Annotated in this window: 11 protein-coding genes; 1 reads left to right on the plus strand and 10 read right to left on the minus strand. The window is 68.5% G+C overall.

Translation table 11 applies throughout. From position 1 onward, the window contains the following. Nucleotides 1-232: 232 nt before the first annotated feature. From GA0070603_RS14390 to GA0070603_RS14425, 7 genes are all read right to left on the minus strand, one after another. Complete coding sequence (locus tag GA0070603_RS14390; protein ID WP_091313220.1) at nucleotides 233-751, minus strand: HEPN domain-containing protein; 519 nt, start codon at nucleotides 749-751, stop codon at nucleotides 233-235. Next, complete coding sequence (locus GA0070603_RS14395) at nucleotides 748-1959, minus strand: DUF262 domain-containing protein (RefSeq protein WP_208862882.1); 1212 nt, start codon at nucleotides 1957-1959, stop codon at nucleotides 748-750. The genes GA0070603_RS14390 and GA0070603_RS14395 overlap by 4 nt, the downstream gene beginning before the upstream one ends. Nucleotides 1960-2429: 470 nt before the next feature. Continuing rightward, entirely contained in the window at nucleotides 2430-4871 is a 2442-nt protein-coding gene (locus GA0070603_RS14400) for a M14 family zinc carboxypeptidase (RefSeq protein WP_091313226.1), read from the minus strand. 268 nt (nucleotides 4872-5139) lie between these two features. Further along, entirely contained in the window at nucleotides 5140-5691 is a 552-nt protein-coding gene (locus GA0070603_RS14405; protein ID WP_139131876.1) for a hypothetical protein, read from the minus strand. Nucleotides 5692-6094: 403 nt separating this feature from the next. Then, nucleotides 6095-8248, minus strand: coding sequence for an MMPL family transporter (locus GA0070603_RS14415; RefSeq protein WP_091313235.1), 2154 nt, complete (start codon nucleotides 8246-8248; stop codon nucleotides 6095-6097). Between the two features lie 221 nt (nucleotides 8249-8469). Beyond that, nucleotides 8470-9090, minus strand: a complete 621-nt coding sequence (locus GA0070603_RS14420; protein ID WP_139131877.1) for a hypothetical protein — start codon at nucleotides 9088-9090, stop codon at nucleotides 8470-8472. 44 nt (nucleotides 9091-9134) lie between these two features. After that, nucleotides 9135-10316, minus strand: coding sequence for an L-histidine N(alpha)-methyltransferase (locus GA0070603_RS14425; protein ID WP_091313242.1), 1182 nt, complete (start codon nucleotides 10314-10316; stop codon nucleotides 9135-9137). Nucleotides 10317-11407: 1091 nt separating this feature from the next. On the opposite strand from GA0070603_RS14425, the gene GA0070603_RS14435 reads away from it, so the two are divergent. Continuing rightward, nucleotides 11408-11761, plus strand: coding sequence for a nitroreductase/quinone reductase family protein (locus GA0070603_RS14435; RefSeq protein ID WP_091313248.1), 354 nt, complete (start codon nucleotides 11408-11410; stop codon nucleotides 11759-11761). A gap of 15 nt (nucleotides 11762-11776) precedes the next feature. On the opposite strand, the gene GA0070603_RS14440 is transcribed toward GA0070603_RS14435, so the two are convergent. Genes GA0070603_RS14440 through GA0070603_RS14450 form a run of 3 tightly spaced genes read right to left on the minus strand, consistent with a single transcriptional unit; the run spans nucleotide 11777 to nucleotide 15212 of the window. Further along, nucleotides 11777-14023, minus strand: a complete 2247-nt coding sequence (locus tag GA0070603_RS14440) for an FtsX-like permease family protein (RefSeq protein ID WP_091313251.1) — start codon at nucleotides 14021-14023, stop codon at nucleotides 11777-11779. After that, nucleotides 14020-14691: an ABC transporter ATP-binding protein gene (locus GA0070603_RS14445; protein ID WP_091313254.1), complete on the minus strand. Its 672-nt coding sequence runs from the start codon at nucleotides 14689-14691 to the stop codon at nucleotides 14020-14022. The genes GA0070603_RS14440 and GA0070603_RS14445 overlap by 4 nt, the downstream gene beginning before the upstream one ends. Next, entirely contained in the window at nucleotides 14688-15212 is a 525-nt protein-coding gene (locus GA0070603_RS14450) for a PadR family transcriptional regulator (protein WP_091313259.1), read from the minus strand. Before GA0070603_RS14450 ends, GA0070603_RS14445 begins: the two co-directional genes overlap by 4 nt. Between the last annotated feature and the right edge of the window lie 30 nt (nucleotides 15213-15242).

Genomic DNA, 15242 nt, shown 5'->3' on the forward strand with positions numbered 1-15242 from the left:
CACGGAGCAGCTCGACCGTCGGCACCCGCGAGACCCTCCTTCGACACAATGCCGTCGGGCCCGCCGCGGCTCTCCAGGTCCCCACGACGACAGACTCACCTGTCAGATCCGGGCAACAAGCCTCTCGATAAGCTGTTACGCCGCCCGGGCGCCGCACATTCCACGGGCGCTCACCGAGCGCCTGCCGAGAGGCATGTCGTCAACGCCTGGAGCGAGCCGCGCTATTCTTCAATCACTCTAGAAGCAGCTCAAGGATCTTCCCGACAAAGACCGCAGCGCTCCTATGCTGTTCGACAATTTCTGAAACGGTCTTCTCGATAGTGAAGCTGGCGTAGTCTTGATGAACAAGCTGGTTCCTTAAAGAACCAAGTTCCATGAAATCGCGGACCGCCTGATCCAGTGTCGGATCGCCGCGCACAACTTCGACGACGCGCGCTTTGAACTCTTCCCCAAAGAGGCCGAAGAACTTGTTTGCATTCCTTCGATCCCAATCAAAGAAACTGTGATACTGCCGAGAAATCGCCTTATTTTTAACGAAGTTCACGGCAAGCGAGTGCCGTCCTGACACTTCCTTGAAGTAGCGTATTATCGCTTCACAAATACGGCTCTCCGCCTGGCTCGCCGAGGCTAGGAGGAGAACTTTGGGAAAGGTCCGCTCAAGAGTCGCGAGATAGGAGATCTCCTGCGCATCTCGTAAGTGATGGACGATTCTCTCATATTCGTCATACAAGGACTCGACCAAGTCCATCATTTACCCGCAGATTCAAGAATCGTCCGGGCAACGCGAAGCCTGCCCTTAACATTTTCAGTGTGAGTTGTGCGCTCGGAGGCGTAAGCCTGAAACTCTGAGTCGTCGCGTATCTGCATAACGAGCCGGGTGCTAAACACTACCGGGAAACCCTCATCGCGAAGACGACAAGCGGCCGCAAAAATGCTTTCAAAGAGGGGGACGCTAAACTTCTTCTGCCTAAGCCACGCATTGCGTTCAACGTTCTTGGCCTCGCTCAGGAACCAGTCAAGGTTGGAAAAGGCCGCAGACCTCTCGCTCTCTCCATATCTCTGCGCGTTATGAGAAAATCGATTAAGGAACCGCACCATCGACGGCGTGTACTCGTCTCCAAGGCGCCAGACTGCAAAAGCCCGCAGAAGTACCTCGATGTCCCGCATATGCAAGTCGGGTTCTCGTCGTCCAAGGAGAGCCCTCCATCGATCATCCAAATTCCATTTGAACAAGTCGTCATAAAAGCTTGAGTGATATAGGCTGGACCTGATCTCCTGCGGCGTCAGATTGACGCCACCTGTGTTTAGCCGATTGAACATCTCGTAAATTGACGACGTATCGTCCGACGGCCTGACCTGCTTGACAATGATATTACGGATAGTGCGCAGGTCGAACTGCATACGATACTCGCCAAGCGTCGAGTATCTCAACTTGTTGAACCGATTCGGTCCACCCGGCCTTACCTCGGCCAGGCGGAGATCGAACGACTCGAAATAGTCATCGTCATGCAGGATGTCGTCGGGTATCGTACCTGCGTCGCCGAAAATCTTCCGGATTTCGGACCTCCGCTCCTTTCGCGGGAAGCGCTCTTTCACGAAATAGTAGATCGTCATCAGCCGCTGCTGACCATCGACGACCAAGAACCTGTTGCGATCTTCCTCGTAAAGGAACACCTGCGGAACCGGAAGCCCAATAATCAGAGACTCAATAAGTTTCGAGGCTCTTTTAATGTCCCAGACATAATTCCGCTGGAAGCCGGGTATCTTCACCGCCCCGGACTCGATGAAGCTGAAAATGGTTGACACATTGAAGTCATTCGGAGAGGAAGTTAGGTCGTACTCCTCGATCTGATCAGTCTCTTCGATCTCGATATCGCGCCACTCTTCCTCGACTGCGTCGTCAAACACAACCTCAGTCCTCTCCGATTCTATCGCCGAGCCATTGCAGTCCGGGGTCAAGCACGAACCGCTAGCTCGGCTAGCACTCGTCGACTTGCCTCTCCCAACGCGTCCTCGGACCCTACCTCCAAAGGCGAAGTAGCGGGGCCCCTGACCCTCATTAATGCGTGCCCCAGGGTCGCCTGACTAGCCGGTCACTTGTCAGGAATCCGACAGATAATCTGCGGTGCCGAGGCCACGACGGTCTCAAATGGTATTGCGAGGCTGGGCGCCAGAACGCGAAGGGATGCCAAGCTCACGGAATGCCCACAGGAGTTGAGTCGCGTTTAGACGCCGGCGCCAACGAGAGGCTCCATGCACGGCAGGCGTTGTCGGCCATGTCGGCGGAGACTCACAGACTGATAGCCGGCATGACCCTTGCCGCCAGATGCCCCGGCACGCAAAATTCAGCCACTCAGCACGGCGCCGGCCCTTCACCGGCGGGTGGCCGCCGACCCCCTGGTCGGCGGCCCCCAACCTCCAAGCGGTGGCTACTGGACCCTTACCCTCTGCCTGCTGTAGTTCGTACCTTCACCGTCCGGCTTGTAGTTGCTCTCCACGTTGCCGGCGATGTCGATCGAGAACCAGTTCACGGTGGTATCGCTGTTCACCGTGATGTTCTGGACCCCCTCACGCATCCCCGCCAGCGCCAGCTTGGCCGACCCGTACGTAGGCCGACTCCCGTCAAGCGTGTAGTACAGGTTCGCCGGCTCACTCGTGCTGAACGTGAACGCCGTAGCCCCCTGCTCCCGCTTGACGACCTGCAACGACGTCCGAGGCTGGGTCTTGTCCGTCGCGTACGCCCGGGCCACCTCAAGGATCGCGATGTTGCCGTTGGCAAACTCCATCGCCTCCTCATGCCCCTCGGCGAACGGCGGCTGGAACCCGACGGCCGTGAACCGCCCGGTCGCCGGGTTGTAGATGTCCGCACCGACCTCGAAGTCCCAGCCGATGATGCCCCGGTTGTACCAGTGCTCGTCGGCGCTGTTGCCGGCCGCCGAGTACAGAACATCGGTCACCGGTCCGGTGCGGCCCGGCCAGATCGCCGTGCCCCGGTACTCCTGGACCCGGGAGAGGATGTAGTCGGAGGAGGTCCAGAAGTACGCCTCGGTGCCCTGATCCACCCGCGGCAGCACCTCCCGCCCCTCGGCCTTGTACGCCCCCGGCGGCCACATGAAGTACCCGCCGTAGGAGTGGGTGTTCATGGACAGCTTGATGTTGGGGAAGGTGTCGACCAGCCAGACCTCGTTGCGCGCCTCCGGCTCGGACAGCTCACTGGGCCCGGCGAACGTGTCGCTGACGCAGTTGGTGGCCGACGCGCCGACATAGCCGTCGAAGACGGAGCCGACCGAGAAGTTCCGGTTGATGTCGACGCCCCAGGCGTTGCGGCGGGCGGGGTCGGCGTTGGACTCCGGGCAGTAGTTCGTCAGGTTTCGCCGCTGCATGTTGTAGTCGTACATGCTGTAGTGCGCGCCGTCGGGGTTGACGACCGGGAGGATGAAGATGTCCAGGTCGTCGACGATCTTGCGGGTGTCCGGATCCTTGGCGTAGTTGCGCAGCAGCCGCTCGGCCGACTCCACGCAGACCAGCGGGGTCACCCACTCCCGGGCGTGCTCTTGGCAGTAGAGGAAGACGCCGACCTTCGAGCCGTCGCGGTGCTTGCCGATGCGCAGCACCTTCATCTGGAACGGTTCGCGGGACACGCTCGCCGGCGCCTTCAGGTTGTCGGTCAGCTGGGTGACGGGAGCGGCGGCCATCACGCCGGCGCCGGCGTTGCCCCGGTAAGTGCTGGCGGTGAGCAGCTTGGCCGCGTCGGCGTTGCCGTTGACCGCGGCGACGACCTGCGCCGCCGTGCTGGTGATGGCACCGGAGCCGTCGGTGGCAAGACGCACCGTGACGGCCTTGCCGGACACGCTCACCGTCAGCGGAGCGTTGGCCGTGCCCGGGTCGACCAGCGCCATGGTGATGTCGTTGCCGCCCTCGGAGCCGTACGCCGTCGAGGTGACGTAGAGGGTGCTCGCCGCGGCGGTGCCGAACTGCGCCTGCGCGTTGCGCCGATAGCCGTTCGTCTTGTACGGCAGGTCGATCAGCTCGGTCAGCTTCGGGAACTCCGCGGCCAGGCCGGTGAACCGCGCGGTGACCTCGGTCGGGTCCATGTAGTGGTCGACGAAGTCCGACACGTACGGGTGCTTGCCGGGGTCCTTGCGCGGGCTGCCGAGCCACTTCGCGACGTCGACCGTGGCCGAGCCGCCCTTGTTGCTGGTGATGGTGGCCCTGGCCGGCGCGGCGGTGACGGGGACCGGGTTGCTGAACCGGTGGTACATGTACTGGCCGGCGTCGGTGAACCGGGACATGGTGGCGGTGCCGCCGGAGCCGATCTCCGTGCCGGGTCCGCTGTCCCAGCTCGCCGTCAGCACCGTCGTCGAGTCGGTGCCGGCGCTCGACTTCACCTCGATGTTGAGGAAGAGCTGGTTGTCGAGGCTGGTGAACCATTCGGCCCGCAGCACGGTCAGGGTGTCGGTGGTGGCGGTCGCCGCCGTCGCGGCCCGGATGGCGGCGGAGCGTTCGGCCATGTTCTGCGCGTAGTCGCTCTGGTCGGAGATGGCGTCCCGCACGTCGAAGCCCTTGTCGCGCAGCGCCCGGCTCTCCTCGGGGCTGAGGATGGCGTGCACCTCGATGCCGTTGTCGACGGGCTTGACGTACTCGGCGAGGTCGACGCCGAGCTGGTGGAGGCGGTCGATGCCCGACTTGTCGGCCACGACGATGCGCATGAGGCCGACGCCGTTCTGTTCGCCGGTCGATGACCGGTCGGGGGCGACGGCGGCATCATTCGTCGGGCTGGCGAGGCTGGGTGCGCTGACGGCGAGCGCCAGCGGTAGGGCGAGCAGGGCCAGGAATCGGCGCGGGCGGTTGGATCTTCCTGTACTCCTCATGAGAGTCCTTCCGGCAAGCGATCCAGAAGGCCGCGCAGTCGAGGAGTCGGGGTAGGTCACCCCGGCTGCCGCAGCTACACACAGCGTCGTCGCCGTCTCACCATCAGTCAAGATCTATAGTGAGCCACGCTCACCCGGATTCGTCGACCCGGCGGCGGTAGCCGCACAACGCCGGCGCCAGCAGGTGAACAAGGGCGGCGGGCTGACTGGCCGGCCGTCCGCGCCCGGGGGGCACGGGGCGTCCGGCGCCGAGCTGTCAGCGCAACGGTCACCCAGTGATCGTCAGCTTTACCGGCAGGCCCTGCGTCACCTCCAGGACTGCCCGCTCCCCCAGCGGTCGCGACAGCTTGAGGGTGGCGGTGCGCTGCGCGCCGATGTCCGCGCATGCCTCGTCCTTGGCGTGCCGGTGCTCGATGACGATCACCACGACCGCCAGATCCGACTCGACCGCTTCGGCACTGTAGTCGGCCCCGCACGGCTCGCTGCCGGGGCCGGGCGCGCCGGTGAAGGTGACGGTCAGTTCGCTGCTCGCGGTCGTGGTGGTCGCCGACTCGATCGCCAGCCCCGCATGTGGGTGATCGGCGTCCCAGGGCGGTGGGGTCACCCGGACGATGGCCGAGGGATCCACCGCCACCCGCGCCAGCCGCACGGTCGTTCCATCGAGGGTGTATTCCCACGCCGGGGCGGTCGCCGGGCCGCGGGTGGTCGGGACCGTCATGGTGGTGAGGCGAGCCCGGGTGATCTTGAGCGGCGCGCAGCCGGAACAGTCGCCCGTCCCCGCGGCGCGTAGCTGCACCAACGCCCCGTCCGCCGAGAGCACGGGCATGTCCTGACGGGTGCCGTTGGCCCAGACGATGGTGCCGGCCTGCTGGGGCGCCCCGGGCAGCGTCGAGGCGGCCTCGACACGGCCGGCCGACAGGCTCTCCTTGTAGGACCCGTTCGCCGGCTCCCAGTCGCCGAGCTGGCGGGTCAGCTCCCCACCGGAACGAAGGGCGCACCTCCCGCGGCGCGAAACGCCTGGTCGTACCGGGTGAGGGCCTCGCCCGCCTGCTGGCGCAGCCCGTCGAGCGGCTCGACGGCCGGATTGTTCCCGGCGGCCCCACAACCGCCGAGCAGGGCGACGGCCGTGATCCAAGGAAGAATCCGGCCCCGACGGGTCCTCGCTGTCTCCACCTCCTTGAGACGCCCGCACACCGGTCCGGGTTGCACGCCCGCGCCGCCCGCTACACCTCCGCCACGCTCACCGGCTCGGGCGGGGCCTGCGGCCCGGTGACCCGCCGCTCGTCCCCGTGCCCCGGCCACCATGCCTTGTGCCCGATCAACGCCGTCAACGCCGGCACGAAGAACATCGACATCACGAACGCCGACAGCACGATCCCGATGGCGACCGCGAACCCCATCTGCTGCAGGAACGAGATCGGCGCCAGCATCAGCACCCCGAAGGTCCCGGCCAGGATGAGGCCGGCCGCGGCGACGGTCGGCCCGGCATGCTCCACGCCGATGGCGGCGGCCTGGTGCGGCTCGTTGCCCTCCCGGGCCTCCTCCCGCAGCCGGGCGATCATGAGGATGTTGTAGTCCGTCCCGATCGCCACCACGAAGAGGTACAGGATGATCGGCAACTGGAAGGTCACCCCGGGCTTGTCCTGGAGCCCCTGGAACAGGTAGACCGTCGCCCCCAGGGTCGCCGCGAAGTTGAGCAGCACCGCGATCACCAGGTAGATCGGCGCGACCAGGCTCCGGAGCAGCAGCGCGAGGATGAGCGCGATGAGCCCCGCCGCCACCGGCAGGATCACCGACAGGTCCCGGTTGTTCGCCGAGTTGATGTCCGCGAAGATCGCGGTCGTTCCGCCGACCAGCGCCTTGGTGCCGGGTGGCGCCGCCTCGTGCACGGCGTCGCGCAGGTCGTCGCGGACAAGAGTGATGGCCTCGTTGGAGACCGGATTCTCGTTCAGCAGCAGGTTGACCCGGGCCACGCTCGGGTCGCTGGCCCGCTCCGGCGGCTGCACCCGGGCCACGCCCGGGGCCTTCGCGGCGGCCGCCGCGAAGTCGGTGACCTGCTGCTCGGTCAGCGGCGTGCCGTTGCCGGTGGTCAGGTAGACCTCGGTGGGGGCCAGGGCGCCGGCGGCGAACCCGCGCTGGAGGTCCTTGGCGGCCTTCGCCGACTCGGTGTCCTGCGGGAAGCCGGCGCTGAAGTCGTAGTCGGCCTTGTAGCTCAGCACGCCCGCGGCGAGCGCGACCAGCAGGGCGCCGGAGGCCGCCGCGACGAGCGCCGGTCGGCGTCCGACGGCGGTGCCGAGCCGCCGCGACAGGGTCGCCTTGGGGGTACGCTGCCACGCCTTTGACGGCCAGAACACGTACCGGCCGAGCAGGGAGACGACCGCCGGGATGAGGGTGAGCGAGGTGATCAGCATGACGGCGACGGCGATGGCGAGCGCCGGACCGAGCGAGCCGAAGAAGCCCAGCGAGGCGAGCAGCAGCACGAGGAACGCGACGATGACCGCTCCCGCAGCCGAGGTGATGACCTCGCCGACCCGCTGGACGGAGACGACCATGGCGGTGCGCTTGTCGTCGCCGGCGCGCAGCCGTTCCCGGTAGCGGAAGAGCAGGAACAGGATGTAGTCGGTGCCGATGCCGAACAGCACGATCAGCAGGATCGTCTGCAGGTCCTGGCTGACGTTCAGGTCGAACGCCTTGCCCGCGGCGGCGACGAGCCCGGTCGTGATGGTCAGGACGACGCTGACGACCACGACGGGCAGCAGCGCGGCGATGGGGCTGCGGAAGATGATCAGGATCAGTCCGATGATCAGGATGATCGTGGCGACGCCGACGACGGCGAAGGCCTTGTTGAAGGTGTCCTCGTTGTCGACGAAGCTCGCCACGTCGCCGGCCACGCCCGCGGTCAGCCCGCTGCCGGCCAGGTCGGGCCCGATGGCCGACCGCAGGGCGCGTACGGAATCGAGCAGGGCCGGGTCGTTCGGGTTCGTCGCGTCGAGCCCGACGCTGACCACCTGCACGGACTTGTCCGGCGCGACGGCCGGCGGGCCGGTCTGGTAGCCGGACGTGGCCGGGATGTTGCGGGCCTTGAGCGCCTGGGCGAACTGCCCGACCCGCGCCTCGTCGGCCGGCGCGAGCGGCTTCCCGTCGGCGCGCTTGACCACGATGGTGGCCGTGGCGGTGGCCTGCTGCGGGAACGCCTTCATGCCGAGTTCGGTGGCCTGCACCGACTCGTACGAGTGCGGCAGGAAGCTCTCCTGGTCGGCGGAGGTGATGTCGCTCAGCGACGGCGTGGTGGCGATGATGGCGATGGCCGCGAGCACCCAGCCCGCGATCACCCACCATGCCTTGCCGACGACGAATCTGCCCAGCCGCTCGAACATTGGTTGCCCCCGTGTGTCCGGCTCTCCTGACGCCGGGCCTGAGCACTGTCGCGCGCCCGCCCGTCACCATGACGGCAGCCCTTCGCTACCCGCGGTGAATCGTACCGCCGCCCGCCAATCCTTTTCGGACGCCTCGCGGCGCTAGGCCGACGGACGGACCCACGGCACGAGGCCGACGGACGCCCACGGAGACCCCCACGGCGCCGACCAACAAACAGGCGCTATCGCGAGCCGCCGGCCTCCGCGCTGTCGCGCCGCTCGATACCGGCCGCGTCGAGTGCCGGCGTGGCCAGCAGGGCGGTGAGGTGTTCCTGCATCCGTTCCAGTGGCCCGTCGGCGCTGTGCAGTCCCTGGTGGAGGTCGCGGAGCACCTCGTCGGATCCGTTGGTGAAGGCCAGGATCTCGGCGAGGGACAACTGGTGGTTGAAGATCTCCGCCTCGTTCCGCCAGTCGTGCAGCATGCCGACGAGCGTTTCGTCGCGCCGGGGGGACAGCACGGCCGACGACAGCGCGGCGTTCACGGCTGACAGGCTCAGGCGGGGGTAGACCTGCCGGCGGGCCGGCTGCGTGGTGTCCACGGCGAACGGCGGAGCGGCCAGGATCCTCCGGTTGTCCCGCAACTCCTCGCCGATGGCCTGGAGGGCCTCCGCGCGCCGCTCGCGGCCGGCCGCCCACCGTTCGGCGACGATGCCGGTGATGCCGCCGAGCAGGCCCAGGACCTGCACGGTCGGCTCGAAGCTCGACACGCCGGACGACCGGGTCCACCAGACGGCACTGACGACGAAGGCCACCGCCAGGCTGCCGGCGGTGACCAGCATGATCCAGGTGCGGGGTGCCGTCACCCACGACGGCAGGGGCGCCCGGCGTGGCCGCGCCGGTCGGTTCGTCATGTGCCGGGGCGGCGGAAGACGTCCCGGGCGGCCGTGTCGGGACCGGTGCCGGCGTCGCTGCTGGACAGCAGCATGAGATCCATGCCGAACCGGCGGGCCCGCTCGTACGCCTGGAACTGCGTGAAGGCCTCGCTCTCCACGAACAGGCCGGCCTTGGCCAGCGCGGCGGCGAGGGCCTTGAGCTGGTACTTCCGGGTGATGAGCAGGCGGATGGTGTCGCCGCTGGGGAAGTGGACCTCACTGCGGTTCGGCAGCACGATCTTCAGGTCCTCGGGTGAGCGGTTGCAGTAGATCACCTTGATGACCAGCGACCGGCCCTCCTCGACCACCCCTTCGAAGCGGACGTAGTTCATGTTCACCGAGAGATCGGTGTTCTGGCGCAGGGCGCTGATGACGAACTCGCGGAACACCCAGCTGGTCTCGTACTCCCGGGCCGCCTGCTGCGCCATCCGCTCGTCGAGGTGGGAGGCGGTGGCGACCTCCACAAGGAGCCGGTCCTGCGGGCGCAGCAGTTGCTTGCTGAGGCGCTCGACCAGGCCGACGTCCTCGTCGAAGTTGGCCATCGTGTTGCCGAGAAGCGAGAACAGCACGGGCTCGTCACCCATCAGCCGGTCACGCAGTTCGTTCAACTCGGCCACGTTCTCTTCGACCGAGAAGTCGAGTTGCACCGGGAGAAGCTGATTCCGGAACTGCCGGAAGAACGGCAGGGACTTTATCGGCTTGAGACCGAGGCGGAGCATCTCCGCGCTCATGTCCACGGGCACGTAATACATTTCCGGGTTCGACGGGTAAAGATCGGCCAGAACCGCGGCATCCTTCTCCCCGGTGCCCGGGCCGAGGCTGACGTAGTGGTAGGGCCGGCCGTTGTGCCGGGAGTGCAGGTTCCGCCAGCGCCGGCTGAAGGTCTCGATCCCGTCCCTCATGACGGGATAGTTGGGGTCGGTGCAGGCCCGCTGCCAGTTGACCGCGGGCTCGATTCCCCAGTACGAATAGCCGGAGACGATCCGCTTCTCGTCACCCGTGGCCGAGAAGGGCCGCTGGAGTTCGGCGGCCAGTTCGTTGAGCTTTCGGGACTGGTCCTCCCCCACGAGGCACAGCGACCAGGAGAACTCGGTTTCGGAGATGACTTTCTCGAGTCTGCGCAGCAGTTTCAACTGCTCCCTGGCCTGCTGATCCATGCTGTGCCATCCCCCGGGAGAGGTCCGACCGTCCCCATGCGACGCTCGCCAACCCTATCAGCGTCAAAGTCCCCGAAGGCATCCACTTTGCGGTGGTCCCGGGCCCGGGCAACGACCCCTTTAGTGGGGTCAGCCTGCGGCCGGCTGATTGGCGTACACCGGGTCTTTCCGGCCGGCGCGCTCCGGACACCTGCCGGTCGGACCGCCCACCATGCCGATCCTGCCGTCCGCGCACACGGTCAGGTAACCCCGGCCCGCCCAGAATCCGGGCACGCAGACGAACCACCGGCACACGTCGGGAGCCGGCTCGTGGACCAGCGCCCCGCCGCAGTAGGTGTAGCCATACGGGTTCTCCGGCGCCCCGCACCGCTCGGTGCCGGTCGGCGGCGGCACGTTCGGCGAATCGCTGGGGTCGGGCGTCGGGTCGGCGGGTCCCGGCGTAGGGGCGGGTCGGGAAGAACCGGAGCCGGCCGGACCGCGAGTCGGTCCGCCACTCACGGCAGCCGGAGCCGCCCGGCGGGGAGCGGTCGTGCGGGGCGGCGGGGACACCGAAGGTTCGCGTGCGGCCTCGGGAGACGACGTGCGGGACGCGGTGATGCCGGGCGCCGGAGAAGCCTCGCCAGGGCCATCCGGGGCCGCCGGGCGGGAGGGAGCCGGGCGGGAGGGAGTCGCGCCGGGCGTCGACGGAGCGGCCGTCGGCCCGGTCGCGCTGGGCAGGGGACCCGGTGTCGTCCATTCGCCGCCACCGAAGCTGCCCTCCGGCCCGCCGGGTCCCGCCCGGTCGGCGGTCATGACGTACCCGGACAGGGCGACGAGCACGACGGCGGCGGCCAGTTTCGCGAGGTTGCTCGGCGCCGGAGCCGCCGGCCGCTCGACGGCGGCGGCCGGGGCCGCCTCCGGTGCGGCATGGCGTGGGGTGTACGCCCGCCGGTCGCTCAAGGACACCGCCGACACCTCCGCTCCGAACGCCTTGACCTCTCGCCTACCCAGGAAGGCGGCCGGGCACGCCCCTACCGGGGACAAGGCCCCGGAACCCGCGACGGCTCGGCGCGGGAGTGCCTAGCCTGGCGGGGAGGTGTAAGGGGGGCATCGTGGCGAATGCGGTCTGGGACGCGCTCGACGGCGTCCGTGAGGTCGAGATCACCGTGACCGGCCGGCGGACCGGCCGGCAGATCACCCACCCCGTCTGGTTCGTGCTGGACGAGGACAGCGTGTTCCTGGTGCCGGTGACCGGCTCGGACAGCCAGTGGTACAAGAACGTCCGGCAGACCCCGATGATCGAGGTAACGGCGAACGGGACGGCGTTGAGTTCCAGCGCCACCCCGATCACCGAGGCCGACCGGGTCAACCACGTGGTCGAGCTGTTCAAGGCCAAGTACGGCGCCGACACGGTGGAACGCTCCTACCCGAAGCACGACGTCGCCGTACAGGTGCCGTTGGGGTGACGGACCAGGTGCCGCTCACTCGTTGCGGGCGGTCTCCGGGCCGGTGATCCGGCGCAGCAGCGGCAACGTCGAGGCGACGATCCCCAGCGACACCGCCAGCCCTCCGGCGACCATCAGGTAGAACGACCCGTCCGGCGCCAGCAGCGTGTAGCCGAGCTGCGCACGCAGGAACAGGTGCGCCGCCAGGAAGCCCATCCCGGTCGCCACCGCCGCGACGGCCAGCAGAGGGACCACCGTCTCCAGCGCCACCACCCGCCGCAGCGTCCGCAGCTGCACCCCGGTCAGCCGCAGCATGCTGAACGGCCGCTTCCGGTCGGTCAGCCCGCCGGCCACGCTCACCGCCAGGCTGCACCCGGCGATCGGCAGGCTGGCCAGCATGACCACGTTGGCCAGCTGCTGGAACTGCACCAGGAGCCGGGCGGCGTCCGCCTCCCACTCGGCGGTGCTGGCCGGGAAGCGTACCGCCGGGAACGCGTTGATCAGCATGGTCCGCGCCTGTTCGAACGCGGCGCGGTTGGTGGTGTTGACGACCACCGACCGGATCGGTTGCCGGTCGACCTGCGCGGGGTCCATGTGGGCGTCGGCCCAGACGTAGTTGTCGTTGGTCAGGTCCCACGCGCGCTCGCCGATGAGGTTGTCGGCCACGGCGGCGACCTGGGCACCGGCCGGGCAGCTACCGAACTCCGCCAGCCGGTCCAGCTCGGCGCAGGTGATGACGCCCGGCCACCACCATCGGTAGGTGGGATTCACCGTCCCGTTCACCTCGAGCGGTGGTGGTGTCTCGACGGGATTGGCGCGGACCAGGGTCACGCTGCGTACCCCCGGGATGCTCGCGAGCCCGGCCGGGATCTGGTCGGCGGTCGGTGCGGGGCCCTCCTCGGGGTCGAACCACGTCGACAGGGAGGTGGCGGCCACCGAGTCGGTGCGCGGCTCGCCCCGGTTCGCCACGTAGCTGGTGATGATGCCGGTGGCCACGCTGGTCACGAAGAGCGCCACGATCAGCCCGCTGACCGACCGGAAGGCCGCCCGGGGATTGTCCGCGAGGCGCCGCCCGGCGATGAGGGTGGCCGGCCGGCTGGCCCGCCCGGCCAGCAGGCGGGCGCCGAGCATGGTCAGCCACGGCCCGGCCAGCAGCAGCCCGGTCAGGATCAGGAGAAAACCCGAGAGGTACGCGGTGAGCTGGCCGTTGGTGGTGGGGGGACGCCGGCCGATGAAGTACGTCAGCTCGACGAGCCCGGCGACCAGCGGGATCAGCCGCCAGGCGCGCGGCGGTTTCGGGGTGACCCGGCGCGCGACGCCCAGCGGGGAGATCTGCACCCGGCGCAGCGCCAGCCAGGCGGCCACGACGGCGCCGAGCGGGATGCCGAGCGCGACCGCCAGCACGTCGACGAGGGTGAGGGACAGGTCGGCGGTGAAGAAGCGCTCGCCGGTGAACGGTACGGCGGCGAGCCCCGGGCGCAGCGCGAGGAACAGGCCGAACCCGACGGCCGTGCCCACGGCGGCCGCGAGCACCGATTCGACGGCGGAGATGACGGAGATCTGCCGGGGCGTGGCGCCGATCAGCCGCATCGCGGCGAACCGCTGCTCCCGGCGGGTCGCGGCCAGCCGGGTGGCGGTGCCGATGAAGATGAGCACCGGGAAGAGCAGCGCGACCGCGACGATGGAGAGCACGAGGGCCATGCCGTCGTGGTTGATGCCGACGTAGCAGCCCCGGGAGCAGACGCTCGGCGAGGTGGTCATGATCTGCGTGGCCTTGCGCGCCCCGAGGTGTTCCATGTCGCTCGGGGTGCGGCCGATGACGATCAGCAGTGAGTCGGGGGACGGCAGCGCCACCTCTCCGATGGTGCCGACCTCGTGGCCGGGGAACCGGTCGCCGAGCTGCGCGGCCGGGGTGGTGTGCAGCAACTCGCCGAGGGCGGGCGACACGTAGTACTCGCCGGGCCCGGGCAGGCGCGGGATGCCCGGCGGGACGGGCGAGTCCGGTCCGGTCGCCGCGACCTCGACCCGGCCGATCGAGTCGCCGTGGAAGTAGTCCTCTCGGATCAGCCACCACAGCGGGTCGACCGACGGGTCAGCGGCGGCCGGCGCGACGGCGGTGTTCAACCAGGCGTACCGCTCGTTCTGCGCGTTGACCGCGTTCATGCCCGCGAGCGTGGCGAGCAGCATGCCGACGCCGAGCGCCACGGCGGTGGCGATGACGGCGAGCCGGGTGGCGGCCTCGCGCCCGCCGGCCAGGGACAGTCGCACCGCGAACCGGATCATGCGGACACCAGCGCGTTCACCTTGCCGTCGCGCACGATGACCTGCCGGTCGGCGTACGCGGCGACCCGGGCCTCGTGGGTGACCAGCACGACGGTGGTGCCCTGCTCGCGCGCCGAGGAGACCAGCAGGTCCATGACCTGCTCGCCGGTCAGCGAGTCGAGGGCCCCGGTCGGCTCGTCGGCGAACAGCGCCCCGGGTCGGGCGACCAGGCCGCGGGCCAGCGCGACGCGCTGTGCCTGCCCGCCGGAGAGCTCACCGGACCGGCGCCGCTCCAGCCCGCCCAGGCCGAGCCGCTCGAACCAGGGCCGCGCCGCCTTGAGCGCGGCGGCCCGCTTGACGCCGCGCAGCAGCAGCGGCAGCGCGACGTTCTCCTCGGCGGTCAGCTCCGGCACGAGCTGCCCGAACTGGAACACGAACCCGAACTCGTCGCGGCGCAGGACGCTGCGCCGTGTCTCGCTGAGGGTGTCGATCCGGCGGCCGTCGTAGTGGATCTCGCCCTTGTCGGGCACCAGGATCCCGGCCAGACAGTGCAGCAGGGTGGTCTTGCCGGAGCCGCTCGGGCCCATGATGGCGACGATCTCGCCCGGCTCCACCAGGACGCTGGCGCCGCGCAGCGCCGGGGTCTCGCCGAAGGATAGCGAGATGTCGCGCGCCTCGATGGCCTTCACTTCCGCACCGCCTTGGCGAGGGCGTCCAGCCGGGCGACGGTGGTGTCGATCCAGTGCAGGTCGGCCTCCAGGTGGAACAGGCCGTGGTCGGCGAGCATGGCGTCGACAAGCGTGCCGGAGCGCTTGATGTCGGTGAGTTCCTTCATGCGCACCAGGTGGGCCGCACGCTGGCGGTCGAGGTAGTCCTCAGCGGGGCGGCCGAGCATCAGCGCCAGCACCACCTTGGTGAACAGGACCGTCTGGAGGTTGGGCTCGGCCGCGACGGGCTCGGTGAGCCACGACTCGACCTCCGTGGCCCCGCGTTCGGTGATGACGTAGCGCTTGCGCTCGGGGCCCTCGCCCGGCTCGACCTCGCCGATCACGATCTTGCCGTCGCGGGCGAGCCGGCTCAGGGTCGCGTAGACCTGGCCGAACGGCAGCGGCTTTCCCCGGCTGAAGAAGGCGTCGTAGTCGCGCTTGAGGTCGTAGCCGTGGCTGGGCTCCCGTTCGAGCAGGCCAAGGAGGGTCATGGGAACGCTCATGACCTGACTATAACCCGAGGGTATACCTCG

This window comes from Micromonospora chersina (assembly GCF_900091475.1).
In the GTDB taxonomy this organism is placed as follows: Bacteria; Actinomycetota; Actinomycetes; order Mycobacteriales; family Micromonosporaceae; genus Micromonospora; species Micromonospora chersina.